Below are 23,251 nucleotides of genomic sequence, written 5' to 3' on the forward strand. Positions count from 1 at the left end.
CTGCACACCATTAAGGTTGTCTGATGAGCGGTCTCGACTCGACCCACCTCCGCACCTTCGCCGCCGTGATCGGGGAGGGCAGCTTCGAGGCCGCCGCCGCCCTCCTGCACGTCACCCCGTCGGCGGTCAGCCAGCGGATCAAGGCGCTGGAGGAGGCGGTCGGGCAGGTCCTGGTGCGCCGGGCCAAGCCGTGCCGGGCCACCTCGGCGGGGCAGCCGCTGCTGCGGCTCGCCGGTCAGGTCGCCCTGCTCGAACAGGAGGCGCTGGCCGAGGCGCGGGCACCGCTGGCCGGTGGTCGTACCCGGGTCCGGGTCGCCGTGGTGGTCAACGCCGACTCCCTCGCCACCTGGTTCCCGGCCGCCCTGGCCCGGCTGCCCGCGGACCTGGCCTGTTCGTTCGACCTGCGTCAGGACGACCAGGAACACACCGCGCAGCTGCTCCGCGACGGCACGGTGACGGCGGCGGTCACCGCCGAGCGCGAACCGGTGCAGGGCTGCCGGTCCCAACCGCTCGGCGCGATGCGCTACCTCGCCCTGGCCGCCCCGGCGTTCGCCGCCCGACACCTCGCCGACGGGCCCACCCCGGAGGCGCTGGCGCAGGCACCGGTGATCGTCTTCGACCGCAAGGACCGGATCCAGCACCGCTTCGTCGAGATCGTCACCGGGCAGCGGCTCGACCCGCCGGTGCACTACGTCCCGTCGGTGCCGGCCTTCGGGGCGGCGGTCCGGCTCGGGCTCGGCTGGGGCCTGGTGCCCGAGCAGCTCGCCCGGGACGACCTGGCCGCCGGCCGGTGCGTCGAGATCGCCCCCGGCCGGCACCTGGACGTGCCGCTGTACTGGCAGCACTGGCGGCTGGAGGCGACCGTGCTGGGCGCGCTCACCACCGCCGTGCACGCCGTCGCCGCCGAATCGCTCCGCTGACCGCGCCCTGCCCGTCGGCGCTGTGGTGGTTGGGCTGTGGTGGTTTGGGCTGTGGTGGTAGCAGGGGTCCCCTGCTACCGCATTTTGATGAGCAAGGGTCCCCTGCTACCACCAGACAACGCTGCGGCGGACGGTCAGGCGATCGTGCAGATGGCAGCGCCGGCCGTGATCACCGCGCCGACGTCGGCGGAGAGCCCGCTGACCGTGCCGGCCTTGTGGGCGTGGAGGGGCTGCTCCATCTTCATCGCCTCCAGCACGACCACCAGGTCGCCCTCGGCGACCGTGTCCCCGTCGGCCACGGCGATCTTGACGATGGTGCCCTGCATCGGAGAGGTGAGCGTGTCACCGCTGACCGCCGCGCCGGCCGCCGCCCCACCGCTGCGACGGGCCGGCTTCCGTGCGGCCGGCGACGCGGTGGTCGTACCCGTGCCGAGGCCGGCGGGGAGGGTGACCTCCAGCCGCTTGCCGCCCACCTCGACCACGACGGTCTCGCGTTCGGCCGGACCCTCGGCGGGGCCGGCGGCGGCGGTGAACGGCGGCACGGTGTTGTCGAACTCGGTCTCGATCCACCGGGTGTGCACGGTGAACGGCTCGGCGGTGAACGCCGGGTCCCGGACGACGAGGCGGTGGAACGGCAGCGCGGTGGCCATCCCCTCGACGACCATCTCGTCCAGTGCGCGCCGGGCCCGCTCCAGGGCCTCGGTGCGCGTCTCACCGGTGATGATCACCTTGGCCAGCAGCGAGTCGAAGTTGCCGCCGATCACGTCATCGGCGGAGATGCCGGTGTCCACCCGCACGCCCGGACCGGACGGCAGGCGCAGCGCGGTCACCGTGCCCGGGGCGGGCAGGAAGCTGCGGCCCGGGTCCTCGCCGTTGATCCGGAACTCGATCGAGTGCCCGCGCGGCGTCGGATCGTCGGTGAACCGCAGCTTCTCGCCGTCGGCGATCCGGAACTGCTCGCGGACCAGGTCGATGCCGGCGGTCTCCTCGGTCACCGGGTGCTCCACCTGGAGGCGGGTGTTGACCTCCAGGAAGGAGATGGTGCCGTCCGCGCCGACCAGGTACTCCACCGTGCCCGCGCCGTGGTAGCCGGCCTCCCGGCAGATTGCCTTGGCCGACGAGTGGATCTGGGCGCGTTGCGCGTCGGTGAGGAACGGCGCGGGGGCCTCCTCGACCAGCTTCTGGTGCCGGCGCTGGAGCGAGCAGTCCCGGGTGCCCACCACGATGACGTTGCCGTGCTGGTCGGCGAGAACCTGCGCCTCGACGTGGCGCGGCTGGTCCAGGTACCGCTCCACGAAGCACTCGCCCCGACCGAACGCGGCGACCGCCTCCCGGGTGGCCGACTCGAACAGCTGCGGGATCTCCTCCATGGTGCGGGCCACCTTGAGCCCGCGACCGCCGCCGCCGAAAGCGGCCTTGATCGCCACCGGGAGACCGTGGTCGACCGCGAAGGCCATCACCTCGTCCGGGCTGCCCACCGGGTCGGGGGTGCCCGGCACGAGCGGCGCGCCGGCCCGTTGGGCGATGTGCCGCGCGGTGACCTTGTCGCCGAGGTCGCGGATCGCCTGCGGGGTCGGGCCGATCCAGGTCAGGCCCGCGTCGATCACCGCCTGGGCGAAGTCGGCGTTCTCGGAGAGGAAGCCGTACCCGGGGTGGACCGCGTCCGCCCCGGCCTTCGCGGCGACCTCGATCAGCTTGTCGATGCGCAGGTACGTCTCGGCGGCGGTGTCACCGCCCAGGGCGTACGCCTCGTCGGCGAGGGTGGCGTGCAGGGCGTCCCGATCCGAGTCGGCGTAGACGGCGACGCTGCCCAGGCCGGCGTCGCGGCAGGCACGGATGACGCGGACGGCGATCTCGCCTCGGTTGGCGATGAGTACCTTGCGCACCTTCGGTGACTCCTCCCGGGAGGCTACTGCCGGGGAGTGTAACGGTCACCGGACAGGCCCTAACGATCGCTAAGTGTGGTCTGCCGCACTGTTCCGGTGCGTCGCCACGCCCCGCATCCCGGTAACCCGGCCGGATCCGGTCTGCTGAACTGGACCGAACCGGTTTCGGCACCACGAAACCGACGAACGGGTGGGAGCAGGGCATGATCAGGACCAGGGGACTGCGCAAGTCGTACCGATCCCGGGCGGGCCGTAAGGCCGGGACGGTCGACGCGGTCCGGGGCGTGGACCTCGACGTCGCCGAAGGGGAGATCTTCGGATTCCTCGGCCCGAACGGGGCCGGCAAGACCACCACGCTGCGGATGCTCGCCACCCTCATCGAGCCGGACGGCGGCGAGGCCACCATCGCCGGTGCCGACCTGCGCTCCGACCCCGCCGGGGTGCGGCGCCGCATCGGGTACGTCCCGCAGGGCGGCAGCAGTTGGGACGAGTCGACCGCCCGGGAGGAACTCGTCCTCCAGGCTCGGATGTACGGCATCGGCAAGGCCGAGGCGCGGCGTCGCACCGACCGCGCCCTGGCCGCGTTCCAGCTGTCCGAGTACGCCGACCGCAAGTGCCGCACCTACTCCGGCGGCCAGCGGCGGCGCGTCGAGATCGCCCTCGGCATCATCCACGAACCGAAGATCGTCTTCCTGGACGAGCCCACCACCGGCCTCGACCCGCAGAGCCGCGCCCACATGTGGGACGAGATCCGGCGGCTGCGCGGCGACGGGATGACCGTCTTCATCACCACCCACTACCTCGACGAGGCCGACGCCCTCTGCGACCGGATCGCGATCATGGACCACGGCGAGATCGTCGCCGAGGGCACCCCGGCCGAGCTGAAGCGGGAGATCTCCGGGGACGTGGTGGTCGTCGGCCTCGACCCGGACAGCACGCCGACCGCGTACCGGCTCTTCGACGGCGAGGTCTACGTCAACCGGCTGGAGCGCCTCGACGAGGGCGGCCTGCGCCTCTGGGTCGGCGAGGGCGCCACCACCATCCCGCAGATCCTCCGCCGGATCGACGGCGCCGGACTCGACCTGCGCTCCATCGAACTGCACCGCCCCAGCCTCGACGACGTCTTCCTCACCAAGACCGGCCGCTCGCTGCGCGAGTCCTGATCAGTACGACCCGAAAGGCTGCTCATGAAACTCGCCCGCGACACCTGGCTGATCTTCCAACGTCAGATCCAACTGCTGCTCCGCAACCCGGTCTGGGTCTTCGTCGGCGTCTTCCAGCCGGTGATGTACCTGCTCCTGTTCGCCCCGCTGCTCAAGCCGGCCCTGAACGCGCCCACCCAGGCCGAGGCGTACAAGATCTTCGTACCCGGCCTGCTCGTGCTGCTCGCCATCTTCGGCGGCCTGTTCCAGGGCTTCGGCCTCCTCGCCGAACTGCGCGCCGGGGTCATCGAACGTTCCCGGGTCACCCCGGTCAGCCGCCTCGCCCTGCTGCTCGGCCGGTCCCTGCGGGACGTCGTCTCGCTGCTCGTGCAGGCCGTCCTCATCACGCTGCTGGCCCTGGCCTTCGGGCTCAGTGTGATCATCGGTGACCTGCTCCTGGCGTACCTGATGCTCGCCCTGATCGCGCTGATGACCTCGGCGGTCTCCTACGGCGTCGCGCTGCTGGTGCGCAGCGAGGAGGCGCTGGCCCCGCTGATGAACACGGTCGCCCAGCCGGTGCTGCTGCTCTCCGGCATCCTGCTCCCGCTCACCTTCGCCCCCGGCTGGTTGCAGGGCATCGCGAAGTGGAACCCGTTCTCCTGGGCGGTCGAGGGCACCCGTGCCCTGTTCGCCGGTGACCTCGGCAACGACCGGGTCTGGCAGGGCCTCGGCATCATCACCGTGCTGACCGTGCTCGCCGTCAGCTGGGCGGCCCGCGCCTTCGCCCGCAGCGTCCGCTGACCGCGCGCTTGGTGGTAGCAGGGGCCCCCTGCAGTGCATTTTTGTCGAGCAGGGGACCCCTGCAAACCTCCACGGCAGGTCGCAACCCCGACGGGCTCAGCGCACCCGGGCGAGGGTGAGGCCGTCGGCGACCGGCAGCATCACCAGGTCCACCCGTACGTCCACCAGCACCTCGTCGTTGAACGCGGCGATCGCCCGGTCCGCCTCGTCCTGCGGGGCGAGCACCCGGCCGTCGCGCAGCACGTTGTCCACCGCGATCAACCCGCCGGGACGCATCCGTGGCACCAGCTCCGACCAGTACACCGGGTAGCCGACCTTGTCCGCGTCGATGAAGGCGAAGTCCAGGTAGCGCTCGTGCGGCAGGTCGTGCAGTCCGTCGGCGGCCGGGCCGATGCGCAGCTCGATCCGGTCGTCCACCCCGGCCCGCGCCCAGTACCGTCGGGCCACCGAGGTGTACTCCGCCGAGATGTCGAAGCAGGTCAACCGCCCGCCGTCGGCCAGGCCCCGGGCGATGGCCAGCGAGGAGAGGCCGGTGAAGGTGCCCACCTCCACCGCCTGCCGCGCGCCCACCAGACGGGCCAGGAAGGTCAGCAGGGCCGCCTGCTCCGGGGCGACCTGCATCTGCGCCTCGGCCGGTAACGCGGCCCGGGTCTCCTCGACCAGCTCGCGGACGATCTCGTCCGGTGGAGAACCGTGCGCGACCAGGTACTCGTGCAACTCGTCGGTCAGTGGCAGAGACTTCACACTCATGGCCGGACGCTAGCTGACCTGCGCACCCCAGCCCGCCCCGACCCGCTGCGGTCAGGCCAGCGAATCCACCGTCTGGCCGCCCGGCGCGGGCCGCGTCCACAGGTCGGTGACACTCAGCTCGAGCTCGATCAACAGGTTGCGCAGCAGCGGCATGGAGAGCCCCACCACCGTCCCCGGGTCGCCCTCGATTCGCTCCACGAACGCCCCGCCGAGACCGTCGATGGTGAACGAGCCGGCCACCGCCAGTGGCTCACCGGTCGCCACGTACGCGGCGATCTCCTCGTCACTGATCTCGGCGAAGTGCACAGTCGTCGCAGCGACCGCCTCCACCCGGCTCTCCATCGTGAGGTCCACCAGGCAGTGGCCGGTGTACAGCACGCCGCTGTTGCCGCGCATCCGCTCCAACCGGCGGGTGGCGTCCGCCGCGTCGGCGGGCTTGCCGAGGATCTCGCCGTCGAAGGCGAGCACCGAGTCGCATCCCAGCACCAACGGCCGGTCACCCACGGCCGGACGTAGCTGCTCGGCCACCGCCACGGCCTTGAGCCGGGCCAGCGTCAGGCACAACTCCTCCGGCTGGTCGGTCTTCACCTGGGACTCGTCGACCCCACTGACCAGAACCTCCGGTTCGATACCGGCGGCCTGGAGGAGCTTGCGACGGGCAGGGCTCGCCGAGGCGAGTACGAGGCGGACTGTCTGGTTCGGCACGCCGGGAGGGTACCGACTGCCGACAAACGGCAGATCGCCGGCACACCGAAAGTGCCCGCTCGTGCCCGCGCCGCCCGATCAGCGGGCCCCGGCTGAGGACACCGCGCCGTCCCGTCGACGCCGCCGGGCGGCCAGCGCCCACGCCGCGCCTCCACCCAGTGCCGCCAGGCCGCCCGTCGCCAGCAGCCACCCGACCACCCCGTCGTCATCCGACCCGGGCCCGGCCGCCGTCGTGGTCGGCGCAGCGTCGGCCGAGGCACTCGCCGTCGACGGTTGCGCGTCCAGCGGTGGTACGTCTGCCGTCAGCGCCGCCACCAGGTCGATGACGCCGTATCCGTACTCGTCGTCCCGGCCCGGCGCGCCCTTGTCGACGGCGGTGGCGGTCAGCCGGTGTACCACCTCGGTCGCCGACAGGTCCGGATACCGTGCCCGAATCAACGCCACTGCCCCGGCCACGATCGCCGTTGCACTCGAAGTTCCGCTTCCTCTGGCGTACTTGTTGTCATAACTCGTGCTGTAGATGTCGGTGGCTGGTGCGACCACGTCGATTTCCCGTCCGGTAACCGACACAGCGGCATGCCTTCCTTCTCTATCGACTCCGCCTACCGCAATCACGGCGGGATGGCGCGCCGGGTAGCCGACGACAAAATCGTGAGGTTGGTTGCCAGCAGCTGCAACAATGATCACGTTCGCTTGGAGAGCTGCGTCGATTGCCCGTTGGAGACGAGTGCTCGATCCGCCAACGGAAGAGATACTGATTACATCGGCACCCTGCTGTAAGGCGTGATCAATGGCTGCCGCGAGGTGATCTGCCGTGCCTTGCTTATCAAGCGAGGATACGATTGGCAGGATCTTGGCCGCAGGAGCAATACCAAGAGCACCTGAAGTGCCTCTGCCATGTGCGGCGATTAAGCCGGCCATCGTGGTGCCATGGCTGTTGCGGTCTCGTCGGCCGTCGCCGGAGCCGCCCGCGATGATGTCCGTGCCAGGCAGCAGGTTGTTGCGAAGGTCGGGGTGTGGGTCCACGCCGGTGTCTGGGAGCGCGACCACCACGCCCTCACCCTGGGTGATCCGATGCGCCTCGGCCACATTGAGAAACCGCAGGTGCCACTGGTCGTCACGGATGCGATCTGCGTGCGCAGGGGTGGCTGGCAGGACGATGGTTGCCGCCAGCGCCAGTGCCGCCATTGCGGCAGGTTTCCTCACCGGTCAAGGCCGATCGCCGGACCTGGATCGATTGGACCCTCCTCGTCCGGCGGTCGGACCACTGGGTCCACGCCTTGAGCGGTCTCCCATGGGTTGTTGGGGTCCCAACGGCGCGGGTCCAACTCGTCCGGCTCGCGTCGCCCGGGTCGGCCCGCTTGTCCGGCAAGCCCAGGCGGGCCGCCAAAGGGACTCATGCCGTGCATGCCGCTGATCGACGGTCCACGGCCCGAGCCGGGCCGTGATCCTGCGCCACCACTGGGAGCAGTGCCCGCACCACCGCCGCCGATCACGCCACCGATCGGGTTCACCCTGCGTGGCGCGGGTGCTCCGGGAGCAGGTTGACCCAGACCCATTCCCGGTGTTCCTCCGATTAAGCCACCTGGTGGCAGCGGTCGAGGCCCGGCTGCGGGGCCCCCGGCAGGAGGCTTGCCGACCGGGCCAGCTGCGCCGCCCCTGCCCGGTGCGCCCAACGGATTCCGTGGTGGAGGAGCGGATACCGGAGGGAGGGGCACCACGCCAGGATTGGAGGGCGGCATCGGGGGCGTGACTGGAGGCGTCGTCGGGTTTGTCTGAGGCGGCAACACATTGGGGCCGGCCCCACCGAGGATCGGGCCTAAGCCGGGCGCGGTCGGCATCGGCATCGGTCGTGCCGCCTTTGAGGACTTATCGATCGGTCCGGTCGCGCCGGAGGCCGGCAGGGGCACCGGCACGATGGGAGGGATTACTGGTGCTGAGCCGGCTGCATATATATCGGGATTGCTGTCTTGGCGAATGGGCCGTGTTGGTGCGGGAGGGGGTGGTTTGAGCATGGCTTGGGCCTGTTGGAGTTCGCCGCTGAGGCCGTACATCAGGTTGCGGGCCTGACCGTTCAACTGCTCCAGTTCAGAGTCGGTGACCGGTGGCCGGGCGGGGGTGGACCGTCCGACCCGGTGCAGCGGACGCTGGTCGAGCGTCGCCTCGTACGCCTGCTTGAGCCGCACCTTCTCCGCGTACCGGTCGTGGAGTTTCTTGAGCTCGGTGCGCGTGCTGCCGATCGCGCTCGTGGCGGCGGAGAGTGCGGTGTAGTTGGCGACCGCGGCGTCGTACGTCTGTTGCACCGTGTCGATGAGCTGGTCCAGTTCGGCGAGGTACGTCCGCGAGGCGGCGCTCTTCTCCGGCGGCCACGCCTGGGCGAGCCCTCGCCAGTACTCCCGGAGCCGGCTGAGGTGCGTCTGGGCCAGTTCGCTGGTCTTGCGCCAGCCGGCGACCTGCCGCCAGTGGTTGTCCGTCTGGTGGTCCTGGAGGGTGGCCCACATGGTGGCCACGTCCATGTTGTGCCAGTTGGTCAGGCCGGACGTCGGGCCGCCGCCCTGTTCGATCACGGCAGCACCTCCGGCGTGGTGGGCGCACCGGCCGGGTCGGGCACGGTGGGTGGGCCCGAGGGCTGGTCGCCGCGTACCGGCCCCTGCACCCCGCGCAGCGCCCGTTCGACGTCCTGGACCCGGGCCTGGGCGAACGCGTCGCTGCCCTCGTACCGCTGGCTGATCGTGCCGGCGGCGTTGGCAAGGCCGCCGGTGTAGCTGGCCACGTCGTAGACCCGGTTCGTCGAGTCCTGCTGGACCTGCTGGTGTGCGGTGAGAAAGTGCACCAGCTCGATGAAGGCGTCACACGGGTCGGGCAGCTTCACCGACATGTCGTCCGCGATGTACGCCAGGTGGGGTGCGTAGTTGCGGCGTACCTCGGCTTCGAGCCGGGTGGCGAACTCCCGCATCTGGCGGATGTCGGCCTCGATGTCGCCGTAGTCGCGCAGCCAACTCGGTCCGAGGTCTTCCTCAGGGATCATCGGCCCTCCCGCCCGTCACAGCCCGGTGCCCCTGAGTGAGGTTAATCGGTCGGTGTGACGACGGGCAGCCCCGCGCCGGGGTGGCCCAGGTCACTGCATGTGAGTATGTCGATACGTTCCGTCAGTGGGGCAGGCCGGACGTGCGCCAAGCGCCGGGACCGGCGACGAGGGGCGCGGTGCGCGGCCGGCCGCTACGTGCCCAGGTGGACGGAGCGGTGGGGGCCGGCGTGGCCGGACGCGACCGGACGAGGATCGCGCCCACCAGGGCGGCCAACTCCTCGGGGGTGGGGACACCCCGGACCACCCGGAACAGCGGCTCGTCGGCAGACATGGTGTCAAGGGTACGCGTCGGCAAGTTGACCTATCCCGCATAGTGGCGTGCCGGCGGTGTAAGGGTCCGCCGCGCCGGGTACCGTCTCGGCAATGTCGAACGCGCTTCCCCAACTCGTCGCCAACCGATACCGGCTCATCTCGCCGCTCGGTCAGGGCGGCATGGGTCGGGTCTGGAAGGCGCGCGACGAGGTGCTGCACCGCGATGTGGCGATCAAGGAACTGGTCCCGCCGCCCAGCCTCACCGACGAGGAACGTCGGGAGATGCGCGAACGTTCGCTGCGGGAGGCGCGGGCCATCGCCCGACTGAACCACATCAACGTCGTGCGCATCTTCGACGTGCTGCGTACCGACGGCGACCCGTGGATCGTCATGGAGTACGTCCCCTCGAAGTCACTTCAGGACACTCTCGCCGAGGACGGTCCGGTGTCGGTGGCCCGTACCGTCGAGATCGGCCTCGGGGTGCTCGGTGCGCTCAACGCGGCGCACAAGGCCGGCGTGATGCACCGGGACGTGAAACCCGGCAACGTGCTGCTCGGCGACGACGGCCGGGTGGTGCTGACCGACTTCGGCCTGGCCACCATTCCCGGCGACCCGAACGTCACCCGGACCGGCATGGTGCTCGGCTCGCCCGCGTACATCGCGCCGGAGCGCGCCCGGGACGGCACGGCCGGCCCGGAGGCCGACCTGTGGTCGCTGGGCGCGACGCTCTACGCGGCCGTGGAGGGCAAGTCACCGTACGCCCGGCCGTCGGCGATCGCCACCCTGGCGGCGCTGGCCACCGAGCCGATGCCGCCGCCGAAGAACGCCGGGCCGCTGAAGCCGGTCCTCAACGGACTGCTCCGCAAGGACCCGGCCGAGCGCATCGACGCCGAGGTGGCCGAGCGTATGCTGCGCCGCGCGGGCGGCAAGCGCAGCCGGGGCATCTCGCTGCTCGACGGGGTACGCCGGCCGGGGCCGAACGGCCCGCGCGAGCCGCGTCCCCCGGTGGTGCCCGGTCCACGGTCGGGAGAGACGAGCGGTGACCGCTCGGTGCCCCCGACGGCCGTGGCCGCAGCGGGTGCCGCCGCCCTGGCTGCCGCCGACGACGACGCCACGGCGAAGGCCACCGCCTCCGACGTGACCGGCTCCGGTGACGACGCGACGGCGAAGGTCGCCGCGCCGGGGAACGCCGCGTCCACGTCGGACGCCGCACCCACCGCCGTGGTGCCGGCCGACCCGGCCAGGGACGCGGGGCCGCCGACCCGGGTGACGCCACCCGCGCAGAATCCGACTGCGGTGATGCCCGCCCCGGTGAGCCCGTCCGCGCCGATGTCCGGGCGGGCCGTCGTGCCGCCGCCGTCCACGACGCCGCCGGACAACCGTCGTCGCAACCTGGTGATCGGTGCGCTGGTGGCGGTGCTGCTGCTCGCGGCGGTGCTCGTCGTGCCGATGCTCCTCGACAACGGCGACGACGACGCGCCCGGTCCGCAGACCGGTGGTACGACGGTCCCCACCGGCCAGTCGTCCGCCGCGCCGACCAGCGCGTCCGCACCGGCGTCGCCGACCACGGCTCCGGCCAGCCCCACGCCCAGCCCCAGCGCCTCGGGAGCGGTGACGCTGCCGGCCGGCTGGAAGATGCACAAGGATCCGACCGGGTTCGCCATGCCCCTGCCGGTCGGCTGGACTCGGAGCCAGGGCCCCACCTACGTGACGTTCCGGGAGCCGAACGGCGTCCGTGAGGTGGTCATCGACCGGACCGACCGGCCGGGCTCCGACGCGGCGAAGGCCTGGCGGGACATCGAGCCGGCCCGGGCCGGGCGGGTGAACAACTACCAGTTCCTCGGCATCAAGGAGTGCGAGGGCTACTGGAAGACCTGCGCGGACTGGGAGTGGCTGGAGACCCGGGACGGCACCCGGATCCACGTCCGGAACCGGGGGTTCGTGACCGCCAGCAACCGGGGCTACGCCATCCGCTGGGAGGTCGCCGCCAGTGAGTGGGAGCAGAACCTCGACGAGTTCGACCTGATCGCGAAGGGTTTCGTGCCCGACCGGCAGGACTGATCAGCTCGCTGAGCTTGGGATTTCGGTCCGATGCGACATTCGCTCGCATGACCTCCCGTCGATCGGGGTACCTCATCCGTGACGACGGAAGGGAGGTACGACCGATGGGTTACCGACGGAAGACCACGAAGTCCTCGGTGGCACTGTGGATGCTCGTCGCCCTCGGCGACGCCGTCCTGCTCCTCGCGAGTGTCGGCATCTCGGCGCTGGTCGCCCTGGTCAGCGTCGTGACCATCACCGCCGCCGTGGTGGCCGGTCGACTGATGCTGCGCCGGAGCGCGTCCGCACCGGACAGCGTGCCCGCCACGGATGGTGTCCCGGTGACCGTGCCGGTCACCCGGCGACAGGAGGCGTGACGCGGGAAGCCTGACGAGCCGGAATCACCATGCTGGCGGCAGCCGGACCAGTTGTCCACCCTCCCGGGTGACAGCCGATCCCGCTGCCGCCACCCGTGTTCGGACTGGGTGGCCGACGAATCCCACCTCCGTTGCCTCCCGGCCCGGTCACGACGGTCAGCGGCTGTTGCGCCGGGTGAGGGCGGCCACGTCGTGCTGCCGAGCTGCGGGCGCCGACGGATCGTGGTGGCTTTCGGCCCTCCTGGGGGCCAGTTGCCACCACGATCCCTGCCCGGCTACCGCGTCGGCGTACCCGATCGGGAAATAACGCGGCCGGGCGGGCCGCGAGGTGCGGCACCGCCCGGCCGGGCGCGGTGCGGATCAGGTGTTGTTGGCCAGGGCGATCAGGCGGCTGCGGTCGCCGTTCCAGTAGTTGCGGTCGACGCCGCCGCTGATGCCGGAGACGGTGCCGGAGTCGGTGTACTGCCAGAAGCTCCAGAAGGGGGCGCCGGCGGGGAGGGTGCCGGGGCTGCTGGACCAGCGGGCGATCCAGAGGGGGTGGTTGCCCCAGGGGCCGGTCCAGCTGCCGGTGCACTGGTTCCACCAGCTGGTGGTGGTGTAGATGACGGCGTAGCGGCCGGTGCGGGAGCGGTAGGTGTTGAGGAAGTCCTGGATCCAGTTGCGCATGCCGGTGGTGCTCAGGCCGTAGCAGTATCCGCCGCTGTACGGGTTGCCTTCGACGTCGAGGGCGGCGGGCAGGGTGCGGCTGTCGGCGGACCATGCGCCGCCGTTGCTGGCGAGGTAGTTGGCCTGGACCGCGCCGGAGGAGATGTTCGGCCGGGCGAAGTGGTACGCCCCCCGGATCACGCCCGCGTAGTAGGAGTTCGTGTAGTTGGCGTTGAACTGCGGGTCCTTGTAGCTCGTTCCCTCGGTCGCCTTGATGTAGGCGAATTCGATGCCGGAGTTGCGGACGCTGGTCCAGTTGATCGAGCCCTGCCAGTGCGAGACGTCGACGCCGGCCACGGTCGCGGCGGAGGCCGGGGTCGTGGTGGCGATCAGGCCGACGGCGGCGGTGGCGAGTGCGGCCAGGCTGGTGGCGACCAACCGGCGCAGGGTGAGGCGGGTACGCGACATGAGGCTTCCCTCCGGGGGTGTTCGTCTATTGACGAACATCATTGAAGGAATCCGCCTGAGATCGCAATACCTGTTAAAAGAATTGCCGGAGGGTGCTCGGTGTCCGGCACCCGGCCCCGAGGAAGCGGAGTTCAGCGCAGGGCCGCCGGGCCGGCTTCCCATGCCCCCTGGCGCGGGAACGGGAAGCGGCGGGGGTGCGCCGGGACGGTAGGCTGCCGGCCCATGACGCCGATCGACGGCCTGGGCAGCCTGTGGGACCGGCTCCTCGGCGCGCAGCCCGACCCGCCACCGTTGCTCGTCCTCGCCACCGCCGCCGTCGCGCTGGTCGTGGTGTCGACCCGGCTGCCCTGGCGGATCGCCCGGAACGCGATCACCATCGCCCACGAGGGCGGGCACGCGCTGGCCGCCCTGCTGACCGGCCGCCGGCTGCACGGCATCCGGCTGCATTCGGACACCTCCGGCCTCACCCTCTCGGCCGGGCGACCCACCGGCCCGGGGATGATCCTCACCCTGCTCGCCGGCTACGTCGCCCCGCCGCTGATCGGGCTCGCCGGGGCGTGGCTGCTCGGCGGCAACCGGATCACCCTGCTGCTCTGGGTCGCGGTGGCGCTGCTGCTGGCCATGCTGGTGATGGTGCGCAACGCGTTCGGCGTGGTGTCGCTGGTGGTCACCGGCGGGCTGGTGCTCGCCGTCTCCTGGTACGCCCCGCCGCAGGTGCAGGCGGCGTTCGCCTACACCGGGGTGTGGTTCCTGCTGCTCGGCGGGGTGCGCCCGGTGGTCGAGCTGCAACGGCTGCGCGGCCGGGGCCGGATGCCCGCCTCCGACGCCGACCAGCTCGCCGGGCTGACCCCGTTCCCGGCGTTCCTCTGGGTGACCTTCTTCGCCCTGGCCAACCTGCTCACCCTGGTGGTCGGGGCGGCACTGCTCGCCGGCCCGGTGCTCGCCGACGTCGGCGGGACGCTCACCGACGTCGGCGGGACGCCATGAGCGGTGGCCGAACCGGTTGCCCCGACTGTCGGTGAAGGCACTCAGGCCGGACCCGGCCGCACCATGATGTGCCCGGTCGCGGCGAACGCCTCGTTGCCCGCGAGGCGGCCGGTCTTCGTCTCCTCGATCCGGAACCCCTCGGCGAGGTAGAGCGCGAGCGCGCCGTCGTTGCCGACCAGGACGGTCGTCTCGACCGGCCGGTCTCCCGCCGCCGCCAGGGCGTGCCGCAGCAACGCGCGGCCGTGCCCCTGCCGGTACCGGGCCGGGTCCACGTACAGCCAGGTGACCTCGTCGTCGGCGAACGCCACGAAACCGACGACCTCGCCCGACTGCTCGGCCACCCAGACGTCCCCGTCGAAGAGTCCCTCGCCCTCGGCGGTGTCGGCCAGGGAGAGGAACGCGGCCACCCCGACGGTGGGGCGGAGTTCGTCGAGGCGGGCGGCGTCGTGGATCCGGGCGAGCGCCGTCCAGTCGTCCGGACGGTACGGGCGGATCACGCGTGCGGTCGGCATGCTCGGCATCGTGCCGGTGCGCCCCGACGGGCGCAGGTCATTTTTCGGCGTCGACGGCAACCGCGTCGGTGCCCGGGCGCGTGTCACCTGCGAGCGGCCACGGGGAGGTAGCAGGTGTCGGACGTCGACGGGTTCGACGAGTTCTACCGGGGCAGCCGACAACGGTTGCTCGGGTTCGTCTACGCGCTCACCGGCGACCTCGCCGAGGCCCAGGACGCCGTCCAGGAGGCGTACGTGCGCGCGTGGCAGCGCTGGTCGACCGTGGGCCGGTACGACGACCCGGAGGCGTGGGTACGGGTGGTCGCCAGCCGGATCGCGGTGAGCCGCTGGCGCAGCCTGCGTAGCCGCGCCCGGGCGTACCTGCGGCACGGGGTCACCGAGACCGCCCCCGCCCCGAACACCGACACCGTCGAGGTGGTGGCCGCGCTGCGCCGGCTCCCCGAGGAACAGCGCACCGCCCTCGCCCTGTACTACCTGCTCGGCATGCCGGTCGCCGAGGTCGCCCGGGAGACCAATGCCCCGGTCGGCACGGTCAAGGCCCGGCTCTCCCGGGGGCGTACCGCGCTCGCCGGACTGCTCGCCGTCCCGGAGTTGGAGGAGGCCGCCGATGCGTGAGCACGAGCCCACCCTGGCCGACCGGATCGCGGTCGACCTGGCCACCGTACGCTGGCCGGAGCCGGCGGAGATCCGCGCTCGTGCCCGTCGGCGGGCCCGGCGGCAGATGGTCGGCGCGGCGGTCGCCCTGGTGCTGGTGACGGGTGGAGTCGCCGCCGTGCTCCGTCCGGCGGACGGAGCCGCACCGCCCCCGGTGGCCGTACCGCCGCTGGTGGTCACCCCGATGGTGGACCCGGCGGTGCGCGGCGAGATCCCGCCGGAGGTGCTGTTGCGGCCGGCCGACCTGCGGGAGCAGTCCGACCTGCCGCTGACCGCGTCGGGCCTCGGCGAGTCGATCCGCCTCGACGACCGCCTCGAGGCCTGCCGCGCGGCACAGGGCCTGTCGACCCGGTGGGAGACCTCGCTCTGGTCCCGTTCGCAGGCGATCCTGCGGGACCGTCCGGACGGTTACGACCATCCGCCCAGCGACGTGTTGTTCACCCAGGACGTCCACCGGGTCACGCCGGAGGTGGCCGGGAACTTCTTCCGCGGCCTGGAAGGGCTCGTCGTCCCGTGCGCCAACTGGCGTTCGGTCGGCCCGACGGAATGGCAGGGCCGGACGATCAACGGGGAGACGGTGCACCGGTGGGCGCTGGTGGACCGCGATTTCGCCGGCGACGAGGCGGCCCTGCTGCGCCACTCGGTGTCCCAACCCCGCGACCGGGCCACCGGCGAGCCGCTCGGCGGGGTGCCCCGGCCGACGAGCCTGGCGATCGTCCGGGTGGGCGACCTGGTGACCGTGATCATGCCCGGGAGGTCCATGTCGGACGACGAGGTGCGCCGGCTCGCCCGCGTCGCCGCCACCCGGCTGTGCCGCGCCGCCAACCCGTCCTGCTGACCGGCGCCCCGGTCGGGCAACCGGTCGGGTCGCGCGCGGGCTGGGCGCGGGGGCTGGGTGTGGGCTGGGGTGGTAGCAGGGGACCCCTGCTCCTCAAAAAGCGGTAACAGGGGACCCCTGCTACCACCCCAGCGCAGTACAGCCGCCACTACAGCGGGATGTTGCCGTGCTTCTTCGGCGGGAGGGTCTCCCGCTTGGTGCGCAGCATCCGCAGCCCCCGGACGATCTGGGTACGCGTCTCGCGCGGCGGGATCACCGCGTCGACGTAGCCCCGCTCGGCGGCGATGTACGGGTTGGCCAGGGTGTCCTCGTACTCGGCGATCTTCTCGGCGCGGACGGCGGCCGGGTCCTCGGCGGCGGCCAGCTCCGAGCGGTAGAGGATGTTCACCGCGCCCTGCGCCCCCATCACCGCGATTTGCGCAGTCGGCCAGGCGAAGTTCAGGTCCGCGCCGAGGTGCTTGGAGCCCATGACGTCGTACGCCCCGCCGTACGCCTTGCGGGTGATCACGGTGACCTTCGGGACGGTCGCCTCGGCGTACGCGTAGAGCAGCTTGGCGCCCCGGCGGATGATGCCGTCCCACTCCTGGTCGGTGCCGGGCAGGAAGCCGGGTACGTCCACGAACGTCAGCACCGGGATGTTGAACGCGTCGCAGGTGCGCACGAACCGGGCCGCCTTCTCCGAGGCGGCGATGTCCAGGCAGCCGGCGAAGTGCATCGGCTGGTTGGCGACCACGCCGACCGGACGCCCCTCGACCCGACCGAAGCCGACCACGATGTTCTGCGCGTAGAGGGACTGGACCTCCAGGAACTCCCCGTCGTCGAGGACGTGCTCGATCACCCGGTGGATGTCGTACGGCTGGTTCGCCGAGTCGGGGATCAGCGTGTCGAGTTCCCGGTCGGCGTCGGTGACGGTCAGGTCGGCGTCGACGGGGAAGGCCGGCGGCTCGTCCAGGTTGTTCGCCGGCAGGTACGACAGCAGCGCCTTGACGTAGTCGAGCGCGTCGTCCTCGTCGGTGGCGAGGTAGTGCGCGTTGCCGCTGCGGGTGTTGTGGGTGCGTGCCCCGCCCAGCTCCTCCATCGCCACGTCCTCGCCGGTCACCGTCTTGATCACGTCGGGGCCGGTGATGAACATGTGCGAGGTCTGGTCGACCATCACGATGAAGTCGGTGAGCGCCGGGGAGTAGACCGCACCGCCCGCGCACGGCCCCATCACCAGCGAGATCTGCGGGATCACCCCGGACGCGCGGGCGTTACGGAAGAAGATGTCGGCGTAGAGGCCGAGGCTGACCACGCCCTCCTGGATCCGCGCGCCCCCGGAGTCGTTGATGCCGATGACCGGGCAGCCGATCTTCATGGCCAGGTCCATCACCTTGACGATCTTCTGACCGAAGACCTCGCCGAGGGACCCACCGAAGACCGTGAAGTCCTGCGCGAAGACGCAGACCTGCCGGCCGTCGATGGTGCCGTACCCGGTGATCACCCCGTCGCCGTACGGACGGGTACGGTCGAGGCCGAAGTTGGTCGAGCGGTGCCGGGCCAGCTCGTCCAACTCGACGAAGGAACCCTCGTCGAGCAGCAGCTCGATCCGCTCCCGGGCGGTCTTCTTGCCCCGGGCGTGCTGCTTCTCCACGGCGCGTGCCGAACCCGCGTGCACCGCCTCGTCGACCCGTCGCTCCAGGTCCGCCAGCTTGCCGGCGGTGGTGTGGATGTTGATCCCGGTCTCGGTAGTCACCCAGGGAATATAACGATGGTTCAGGTGCTGCGTCGGTGTGCACTTCGCCTCACGCACGGTCGTCCGCGTCCGCTCACCGGCGCGCGTCGCAGTCGGGCCGCGCTCACCGGCGCGCCGGTGCCGGAGCCGTAGGCTGGCGGGATGCCGGGCTCCCCGTACACCGACCTGGATCGACCGCCGCTGAGCGCGGCCCGGCTGCGGCGCGCGCTGGTTGCCCCGCACGGGCCGTGGCGGCGACTGGAGCTGCGCGCGGAGACCGGTTCCACAAACGCGGACGTGGCCGAGGCCGCGCGGGCCGGCGAGCCGGAGGGCCTGGTGGTGGTCGCCGAGCGCCAGACCACCGGACGCGGCCGGCGCGGCCGGGTCTGGCAGTCGCCGCCCCGGGCGGGCATCGCGACCAGCGTCCTGCTCCGGCCCGGGGAGGCCGTCCCGGAGCGTGACTGGTCACCCGTCCCCACCACCGGGTACGGCTGGCTGCCGCTGCTCGCCGGGGTCGCCCTGGTCGAGGCGGTGACCCGGCTCGCCGAGCTGGACGCCCGGCTGAAGTGGCCCAACGACCTGCTGCTCGGCGACGCCAAGTGCGCCGGGGTGCTCGCCGAGACGGTGCCCGGTGGCACGCTCGCCCAGCCGTCCGCGGTCGTGCTCGGCGTCGGTCTCAACGTGACGCTCCGCGCCGACGAGCTGCCGGAGAACCCGACCGGCCTGCCCGCCACCTCGCTGCAACTCGCCGGGGCCGCCGCCACCGACCGCGACCCGTTGCTGCGTGCCCTGCTCCGCGCGATCGCCGACTGGTACGACCGCTGGCGGTCCGCCCGGGGCGACGCGGTCGCCAGTGGACTGCGCGAGGCGTACCTGGCCGCCTGCGGCACGGTCGGCCGTCCGGTCCGGGTGCTCCTGCCCGCAGGCGACGAGCTGACCGGCACGGCCACCGGCATCGACGCCGACGGGCAGCTCCTGGTCGACACCGGGCGGGGTGAGCGGAGCCTCGCCGCCGGGGACGTCCTGCACCTGCGCTGAACCGCTCCGTATGGACACCCGCCCCGCGCGGACCGTGGGTTGCGGCGCGTACGGGCGGCGGCAGGCTACCGTCAGCGCGTCGATGTACCTGCGAGGAGGTTCGTGTGGCGTTCCCCGATGACGTCCTCACCGAGGACGAGGAGGTCGTGCTCCACCTGCACCCGCACGGGAAGGCCCTGGTCCGGCCGGTACTGGTGCTGGTGCTGGGTGTGGCGGCGGTGGTGGCCGCCGGGATCCTCCTGCCGGACGGTGAGGCCGGCCGGATCGGTTTCTACTTGGTCGCCGGGCTCGTCCTGGTGCTGGCCGTGGTGTTCGCGCTGGTGCCGTACCTGACCTGGCGCAGCACGCACTACCTCTTCACCACCGAACGGGTGCTGCTGCAACAGGGCATCCTCTCCCGGGACCGCCGGGACATCCCGCTGGGCCGGATCAACGACCACTCGATGAACCAGCGGTTCGTCGAGCGGCTCTTCGGCTGCGGGACGCTGACCATCGAGTCGGCCGGGGAACGCGGGCAGTCGGTGCTGGTCGACGTGCCCCGGGTCGAGCAGGTGCAGACCCGGCTCTACGAGCTGGCCGAGGCGCACCACGACCGGCACTCGTTGGGCGACGGCGAGATGCGGGACATCATGGCCGACATGCGGGACGGCCGGCCGCTGCGCGACCCCACGGCCTGACCGTGCCCCCGGTGCGGCCGTCCTGGAGCACTACCGGACATCCATCGGCAACGACCGGCCGTCCGCCACGCCGGTGTCGGTCCGGGCCGGTCAGCGTTCGACGCCGGGTACGACGGTCGGCTCCGCCGCGACGGTGTCCTCCGGTCGCATCGTGGTGCCCCGCGCGGTGAGGACGAGGAACGTGCCCGCGCCGACGACGATCGCGATGTCGGCCACGTTCCCGATGAACCAGTCGAAGTACGCGATGAAGTCGACCACGTGGCCCTGCCCGAACGACGGCTCGCGCAGGAGCCGGTCGCCGAGGTGCGTGACCGCCCCGCCGAGGATGAGCCCGAGGGCCAGGGCCCAGGCGCGGGACCGCACCCGCCACGCGTACCAGAGGCCGGCGACCACGCCGATGGCCGTGGCGATCGTGAAGATCCACGTCGAGCCCGCGCCGATCGACAGGGCCGCGCCCGGGTTGTAGATGAGCTGGACGCCCAACGCGTCACCGAGCACCGGGATGCGCTCGCCCCGGGTGAGGCTGCGCTCGGCCCAGAGCTTGGAGAGCTGATCGGTGACGACCACGACGAGTGCCGTGCCACCCGCCAGCCAGGGGGCGCGGCGCGTCCACCGTTGCACCCGGGGCGCGGCGATCGGTGCGTCACCGGCGACCCGGGGCGACTCGTCGGTCGCGGATTGCTCGCTCATCCCCGCAAGTCTCTCACGCGGTCGTGACCCCGCCGCCCACGTCACAGGCGGCGGTGCGCTCTTCGACGCCGTCGACCCGGTCGGGGTCGGGCCTCGTCAGGTGGCCTCGGTCGGATGGTGCCGGTACGACGGCTCGGGCGGACCGTGGGGGTCGCGGGCGGCCGGGATGACGGCGGTGGGGGTGTCCGGGCCGTACCGGCCCGTCGGCCCGGCCGGCGCGGGTGCCGGCGGGGCGGACACCACCGGGCCGGGCAGGACGGCCGTGGGGGCATCCAGCGAGTTGACCGGCGGCGCTGTCGGGCCGGCGGTGACGCCGACCGGAGCGGGCGGGCGGACCGGCGGCGCGGAGACGGGCACGCCGGCCGGAGCGGGAGGCGCGGAGACCGGCGACCCGGACGGCCCGACGCCGGCCACCGGTGCCAGCCCGGGCTCGACCGCCGGCACTGGCACGGTGGCCACCGGCACCGGCACCGGCGCGGTTTCGGTTGCCGGGACCGGGACCGGGCCGGTCTGGGGCCCGGTGGGGTGGGCGGCCGGGGCCGGGCCGGTCGTCGGGGGCGGTCCGGTCGGGCCGGCCGGTCCGGTCGGGGCCACGCTGGGGTGGGCGGCCGGGGCAGGTCCGGGCACGGCGTCCGGAGCGGCCTCGGTGCTCGGATCCGCACCGGCACCGGCACCGGCACCGGCACCGGCACCGGCACCGACACCGGCGGCGGCCGGATCCGGCCGGTCGGGCAGCGGCTCGTCCCCGTCGACGGCACCGTCGGGTTCGGTGGCGTCGACGGGCTCGGGCTGGACACGGAGGGTGAACCAGCCACGGAAGCGGGTGCGGAGCACCTCGCACTCCGGGCGTCCGTCCGCGTCGAGGCGGAGCATCGTGCCGGTCAGGGTGACGGTGCCGAGCCCCGGCCGGGCGGTGGACGGCTTGCTTCCCATGACGTCGAGGCGCACCGCCAGGCGGTCACCGGCCCGCACCGGGGCCAGCCAGCGCAGCTCCTCCAGGCCGGGGGAGGCGTCGGCCGCCGCGCGGGAGAGCACGTGGTCGACGTACGCCCGCATGAAGAGGCTGACCGTGAAGAACCCGCTGGCGATCAGGCCGCCGTGGTGGCTCTGCCCGGCCAGCTCCTCGTCGACGTGGTACCACTGCGGGTCGAACCGCCGGGCGAAGGCGACCATCTCGTCCCCGTCGACGGTGACCACGCCCAGGTCGAACCACCGGCCCGGGGTCAGGTCCTCGAAGAACAGCTCGGCCGAGGCCCCGGTCCCGGAGCGGACCGTCTCGGCGCTCACCGGCGCGGAGCACGCCGGGAGGCGGCGTGCAGCTCGGCGGCGAGTTCGGCTTCCAGTTCGCTGTCGATCGCGACGAGCCCCGGGTCGAGCGGCTTGAGCCGGTCGAACGGGGAGGGACCGGGTCGGGCGTTCGCCCCGGTCGCCGTACGGGGCGTGGTCGCGTCGCCGACGCCCGCCGGACGTGGCTTGGCCGCCCGACCGGGGCCCGCGGTCGGGCCCGGCGTGACCCGGGAGCGGGGCCGCAGCGCCGGCCGTGGCCGGACCTCGGGCGGCGACGTCGGCTCCGGCTGGGCCTCCTCGAGTTCGGTGACCGACTCGGCGAGTTCGGCCACCGGGTCCATTCCGGCGACCGCCTCGTGGTCGTCCCGCTTCGAGGCGGGCTCGGTGACCGGGGCGGGCTGGAAGACGAAGGTCCGGTACGACCAGAAGCGGAACAGGGTGGCGAGCACGACACCGCCGGTCTTCGCCACGTTGAGCGCGAGCAGGCTGGTCATGCCGAGGCCGTACTTCGCGGCGGCGAGGACGCCGAGTTCGATGAGCAGCCCGGTCGCGTTGAACAGGAAGAAAAGGGCATATTCCCGACGCATCGCTGATCTCGGCCGGTCGCGGTACGTCCAGTGCCGATTCATCAGGTACGACGTGATGGTGGCGACGATCGTCGCGACGACCGCGGCCTTCAGTTGCCCGTCGGTGAATACGGTCAGTGCCAGTGCGTTGAACACGGCGTAATTGATGACGGTGTTGATGCCACCGACAATGCCGAATTTGAGCGCCTCGTGGACGAACTTCTGCCAGCGCTCGGGCAGGAGGCGGACAAGACGCATGCGGAACACCTTAAGGTCGGTCGTGGCTTCCCGGCCTGTCGGCCGGACGGGATGGGCCCCAGGTCACGCCTGGGAATCTGGGTCGGGTCCTCGTGGAACCCGTCGGGTTCCCGCTTCGACGAAGACGAACCGTCGGTACGACCAGAACCGGAACAGTGTGCCGAGGCCCGTGCCGACGAGGAAGCTGGCGATGTTGTCGGCCAGCGTGGTCTGGAAGACCTCCGGCCAGATGCTGCCCAGCCCGTAACGGCTGATGGCGAGGCAGGCCACCGCGATGCCCAGCCCCACCCCGTTGAACAGGAAGAACAGGGCGTACTCGCGGACCGGGTTGGAGCGCTCGCGGTGCCGCCAGGTCCAGAACCGGTTGCCGAGGAAGGCGATGGTGGCCGCGATCACGGTGGAGATCGTCTTCGCGGTGACCGGCTCCATCCCCCGGCCGGTGGTGAAGAAGTTGAAGAGCGCCAGGTCGATGAGGAAGGCGATCCCGCCGACCGTGGCGAACTTGCTCAGCTCGCGCAGGAGGTGGCCGAACCGGTCGAGCAGCGACCGCACCAGACCCGGGCGAGCATGCGGGGTACCCGGTTGGTCCCCGGTCACGGTCGCAGCCACGGGGGAAGCGTACCGGCTGGCCGCTTCCCGGACGGGTAGCAACGTCGACAGCGGGTAAACAGGTCCCGACGGTGACGGAGGGTGATGTCGACGACGAGATGACGGATCGTGATCGGTGGAGGTGGTGTGGTGGCGTGTCCGTACGCCCGCGCGCAGCCGGGTCCGGCTTGCCGTAGTGCGTTGAAGGTCATCCGGGGAATGTGCGTGAAACTGCGCGGGAAAGCGGGTATCAGCTCGTGAAGCCGCAGGTTAGCCGTACTTTGTGCATTTCTTCACAACCAGTCCCACTGCCGCTCGGGGCCGCCCGGTTTACGCTGAGCGGAATCCCAGGTTTCCACGACGGCGACGCG

The 23,251-nt window shown here is 71.9% G+C and carries 24 protein-coding genes; 10 read left to right on the forward strand and 14 right to left on the reverse strand.

Going from position 1 to position 23,251, the window contains the following annotated elements:
* Nucleotides 1-23 precede the first annotated feature (23 nt).
* A complete protein-coding gene (locus IGA62_RS16920; protein WP_145820020.1) occupies nt 24-920 on the forward strand; it encodes a LysR family transcriptional regulator ArgP in 897 nt (298 codons plus the stop codon).
* A gap of 134 nt (nt 921-1,054) precedes the next feature.
* Here IGA62_RS16920 and IGA62_RS16925 read toward each other — a convergent pair whose 3' ends face one another.
* Complete coding sequence (locus tag IGA62_RS16925) at nt 1,055-2,806, reverse strand: acetyl/propionyl/methylcrotonyl-CoA carboxylase subunit alpha (protein WP_145820018.1); 1,752 nt, start codon at nt 2,804-2,806, stop codon at nt 1,055-1,057.
* Between the two features lie 203 nt (nt 2,807-3,009).
* Here IGA62_RS16925 and IGA62_RS16930 point away from each other — a divergent pair, with 203 nt between their 5' ends.
* The gene (locus tag IGA62_RS16930) at nt 3,010-3,969 is read left to right on the forward strand and encodes an ATP-binding cassette domain-containing protein (RefSeq protein ID WP_145820016.1); all 960 of its coding nucleotides are present in this window, start codon (nt 3,010-3,012) and stop codon (nt 3,967-3,969) included.
* Nucleotides 3,970-3,993: 24 nt separating this feature from the next.
* A complete protein-coding gene (locus IGA62_RS16935; RefSeq protein ID WP_091457016.1) occupies nt 3,994-4,749 on the forward strand; it encodes an ABC transporter permease in 756 nt (251 codons plus the stop codon).
* Between the two features lie 96 nt (nt 4,750-4,845).
* On the opposite strand, the gene IGA62_RS16940 is transcribed toward IGA62_RS16935, so the two are convergent.
* From IGA62_RS16940 to IGA62_RS16965, 6 genes are all read right to left on the reverse strand, one after another.
* Complete coding sequence (locus IGA62_RS16940) at nt 4,846-5,499, reverse strand: O-methyltransferase (RefSeq protein WP_145820014.1); 654 nt, start codon at nt 5,497-5,499, stop codon at nt 4,846-4,848.
* Between the two features lie 51 nt (nt 5,500-5,550).
* A complete protein-coding gene (locus IGA62_RS16945; protein WP_145820013.1) occupies nt 5,551-6,204 on the reverse strand; it encodes a Maf family protein in 654 nt (217 codons plus the stop codon).
* 78 nt (nt 6,205-6,282) lie between these two features.
* Complete coding sequence (mycP, locus tag IGA62_RS16950) at nt 6,283-7,392, reverse strand: type VII secretion-associated serine protease mycosin (RefSeq protein ID WP_145820011.1); 1,110 nt, start codon at nt 7,390-7,392, stop codon at nt 6,283-6,285.
* Nucleotides 7,393-7,406: 14 nt separating this feature from the next.
* Entirely contained in the window at nt 7,407-8,771 is a 1,365-nt protein-coding gene (locus IGA62_RS16955; protein ID WP_232624673.1) for a hypothetical protein, read from the reverse strand.
* The gene (locus IGA62_RS16960) at nt 8,768-9,232 is read right to left on the reverse strand and encodes a hypothetical protein (RefSeq protein WP_145820009.1); all 465 of its coding nucleotides are present in this window, start codon (nt 9,230-9,232) and stop codon (nt 8,768-8,770) included. The genes IGA62_RS16955 and IGA62_RS16960 overlap by 4 nt, the downstream gene beginning before the upstream one ends.
* Before the next feature lie 121 nt (nt 9,233-9,353).
* On the reverse strand, nt 9,354-9,563 hold the full coding sequence (locus tag IGA62_RS16965) for an acyl-CoA carboxylase subunit epsilon (protein ID WP_145820007.1): 210 nt from the start codon (nt 9,561-9,563) through the stop codon (nt 9,354-9,356).
* A 92-nt stretch (nt 9,564-9,655) separates the two neighbouring features.
* Between IGA62_RS16965 and IGA62_RS16970 the strand changes: the two genes are divergently transcribed.
* Together IGA62_RS16970 and IGA62_RS16975 are read left to right on the forward strand one after the other, a co-directional pair.
* Nucleotides 9,656-11,605, forward strand: a complete 1,950-nt coding sequence (locus IGA62_RS16970; protein WP_145820005.1) for a serine/threonine-protein kinase — start codon at nt 9,656-9,658, stop codon at nt 11,603-11,605.
* Between the two features lie 104 nt (nt 11,606-11,709).
* Complete coding sequence (locus tag IGA62_RS16975; RefSeq protein WP_145820003.1) at nt 11,710-11,961, forward strand: hypothetical protein; 252 nt, start codon at nt 11,710-11,712, stop codon at nt 11,959-11,961.
* Between the two features lie 360 nt (nt 11,962-12,321).
* Here IGA62_RS16975 and IGA62_RS16980 read toward each other — a convergent pair whose 3' ends face one another.
* Nucleotides 12,322-13,074 (reverse strand): GH25 family lysozyme, encoded by a 753-nt coding sequence (locus IGA62_RS16980; protein WP_145820001.1) that lies wholly within the window; start codon nt 13,072-13,074, stop codon nt 12,322-12,324.
* Between the two features lie 222 nt (nt 13,075-13,296).
* Between IGA62_RS16980 and IGA62_RS16985 the strand changes: the two genes are divergently transcribed.
* Nucleotides 13,297-14,061, forward strand: coding sequence for a M50 family metallopeptidase (locus tag IGA62_RS16985; RefSeq protein WP_145819999.1), 765 nt, complete (start codon nt 13,297-13,299; stop codon nt 14,059-14,061).
* Nucleotides 14,062-14,102: 41 nt separating this feature from the next.
* Here IGA62_RS16985 and IGA62_RS16990 read toward each other — a convergent pair whose 3' ends face one another.
* Nucleotides 14,103-14,573: a GNAT family N-acetyltransferase gene (locus tag IGA62_RS16990; RefSeq protein WP_145819997.1), complete on the reverse strand. Its 471-nt coding sequence runs from the start codon at nt 14,571-14,573 to the stop codon at nt 14,103-14,105.
* 114 nt (nt 14,574-14,687) lie between these two features.
* On the opposite strand from IGA62_RS16990, the gene IGA62_RS16995 reads away from it, so the two are divergent.
* Together IGA62_RS16995 and IGA62_RS17000 are read left to right on the forward strand one after the other, a co-directional pair.
* A complete protein-coding gene (locus IGA62_RS16995) occupies nt 14,688-15,188 on the forward strand; it encodes a SigE family RNA polymerase sigma factor (RefSeq protein WP_145819995.1) in 501 nt (166 codons plus the stop codon).
* Nucleotides 15,181-16,065 carry a hypothetical protein gene (locus IGA62_RS17000; RefSeq protein WP_145819993.1) on the forward strand — a complete coding sequence of 295 codons (885 nt, stop codon included), beginning with the start codon at nt 15,181-15,183 and terminating at the stop codon, nt 16,063-16,065. The genes IGA62_RS16995 and IGA62_RS17000 overlap by 8 nt, the downstream gene beginning before the upstream one ends.
* A 148-nt stretch (nt 16,066-16,213) precedes the next feature.
* On the opposite strand, the gene IGA62_RS17005 is transcribed toward IGA62_RS17000, so the two are convergent.
* Nucleotides 16,214-17,797, reverse strand: coding sequence for an acyl-CoA carboxylase subunit beta (locus IGA62_RS17005; protein ID WP_145819991.1), 1,584 nt, complete (start codon nt 17,795-17,797; stop codon nt 16,214-16,216).
* A 141-nt stretch (nt 17,798-17,938) separates the two neighbouring features.
* Between IGA62_RS17005 and IGA62_RS17010 the strand changes: the two genes are divergently transcribed.
* Together IGA62_RS17010 and IGA62_RS17015 are read left to right on the forward strand one after the other, a co-directional pair.
* Complete coding sequence (locus IGA62_RS17010) at nt 17,939-18,814, forward strand: biotin--[acetyl-CoA-carboxylase] ligase (RefSeq protein WP_145819988.1); 876 nt, start codon at nt 17,939-17,941, stop codon at nt 18,812-18,814.
* Between the two features lie 104 nt (nt 18,815-18,918).
* Entirely contained in the window at nt 18,919-19,491 is a 573-nt protein-coding gene (locus IGA62_RS17015) for a PH domain-containing protein (protein ID WP_145819985.1), read from the forward strand.
* A gap of 90 nt (nt 19,492-19,581) precedes the next feature.
* On the opposite strand, the gene IGA62_RS17020 is transcribed toward IGA62_RS17015, so the two are convergent.
* From IGA62_RS17020 to IGA62_RS17035, 4 genes are all read right to left on the reverse strand, one after another.
* A complete protein-coding gene (locus tag IGA62_RS17020; protein WP_145819983.1) occupies nt 19,582-20,181 on the reverse strand; it encodes a signal peptidase II in 600 nt (199 codons plus the stop codon).
* A 96-nt stretch (nt 20,182-20,277) separates the two neighbouring features.
* Nucleotides 20,278-21,468 (reverse strand): MaoC/PaaZ C-terminal domain-containing protein, encoded by a 1,191-nt coding sequence (locus IGA62_RS30585; protein WP_198501076.1) that lies wholly within the window; start codon nt 21,466-21,468, stop codon nt 20,278-20,280.
* Nucleotides 21,465-22,292 carry a GtrA family protein gene (locus tag IGA62_RS17030; protein WP_145819981.1) on the reverse strand — a complete coding sequence of 276 codons (828 nt, stop codon included), beginning with the start codon at nt 22,290-22,292 and terminating at the stop codon, nt 21,465-21,467. The genes IGA62_RS30585 and IGA62_RS17030 overlap by 4 nt, the downstream gene beginning before the upstream one ends.
* Before the next feature lie 63 nt (nt 22,293-22,355).
* Complete coding sequence (locus IGA62_RS17035) at nt 22,356-22,943, reverse strand: GtrA family protein (RefSeq protein ID WP_186500039.1); 588 nt, start codon at nt 22,941-22,943, stop codon at nt 22,356-22,358.
* Nucleotides 22,944-23,251: the final 308 nt, after the last annotated feature.

It is taken from the genome of Micromonospora sagamiensis (assembly GCF_014680085.1).
Taxonomy (GTDB): domain Bacteria; phylum Actinomycetota; class Actinomycetes; order Mycobacteriales; family Micromonosporaceae; genus Micromonospora; species Micromonospora inyonensis.

What these genes read in the sequence shown, in the direction of transcription:
- IGA62_RS16935 (WP_091457016.1), top strand. Translation starts at nt 3,994, where the DNA reads ATGAAACTCGCCCGCGACACCTGGCTGATCTTCCAACGTCAGATCCAA.
- IGA62_RS16965 (WP_145820007.1), bottom strand. Translation starts at nt 9,563, where the DNA reads ATGTCTGCCGACGAGCCGCTGTTCCGGGTGGTCCGGGGTGTCCCCACC.
- IGA62_RS16985 (WP_145819999.1), top strand. Translation starts at nt 13,297, where the DNA reads ATGACGCCGATCGACGGCCTGGGCAGCCTGTGGGACCGGCTCCTCGGC.
- mycP (WP_145820011.1), bottom strand. Translation starts at nt 7,392, where the DNA reads ATGGCGGCACTGGCGCTGGCGGCAACCATCGTCCTGCCAGCCACCCCT.
- IGA62_RS16930 (WP_145820016.1), top strand. Translation starts at nt 3,010, where the DNA reads ATGATCAGGACCAGGGGACTGCGCAAGTCGTACCGATCCCGGGCGGGC.
- IGA62_RS16970 (WP_145820005.1), top strand. Translation starts at nt 9,656, where the DNA reads ATGTCGAACGCGCTTCCCCAACTCGTCGCCAACCGATACCGGCTCATC.
- IGA62_RS16975 (WP_145820003.1), top strand. Translation starts at nt 11,710, where the DNA reads ATGGGTTACCGACGGAAGACCACGAAGTCCTCGGTGGCACTGTGGATG.
- IGA62_RS16920 (WP_145820020.1), top strand. Translation starts at nt 24, where the DNA reads ATGAGCGGTCTCGACTCGACCCACCTCCGCACCTTCGCCGCCGTGATC.
- IGA62_RS16980 (WP_145820001.1), bottom strand. Translation starts at nt 13,074, where the DNA reads ATGTCGCGTACCCGCCTCACCCTGCGCCGGTTGGTCGCCACCAGCCTG.
- IGA62_RS17000 (WP_145819993.1), top strand. Translation starts at nt 15,181, where the DNA reads ATGCGTGAGCACGAGCCCACCCTGGCCGACCGGATCGCGGTCGACCTG.
- IGA62_RS17030 (WP_145819981.1), bottom strand. Translation starts at nt 22,292, where the DNA reads ATGCGTCTTGTCCGCCTCCTGCCCGAGCGCTGGCAGAAGTTCGTCCAC.
- IGA62_RS16940 (WP_145820014.1), bottom strand. Translation starts at nt 5,499, where the DNA reads ATGAGTGTGAAGTCTCTGCCACTGACCGACGAGTTGCACGAGTACCTG.
- IGA62_RS17010 (WP_145819988.1), top strand. Translation starts at nt 17,939, where the DNA reads ATGCCGGGCTCCCCGTACACCGACCTGGATCGACCGCCGCTGAGCGCG.
- IGA62_RS16990 (WP_145819997.1), bottom strand. Translation starts at nt 14,573, where the DNA reads ATGCCGACCGCACGCGTGATCCGCCCGTACCGTCCGGACGACTGGACG.
- IGA62_RS17020 (WP_145819983.1), bottom strand. Translation starts at nt 20,181, where the DNA reads ATGAGCGAGCAATCCGCGACCGACGAGTCGCCCCGGGTCGCCGGTGAC.
- IGA62_RS16960 (WP_145820009.1), bottom strand. Translation starts at nt 9,232, where the DNA reads ATGATCCCTGAGGAAGACCTCGGACCGAGTTGGCTGCGCGACTACGGC.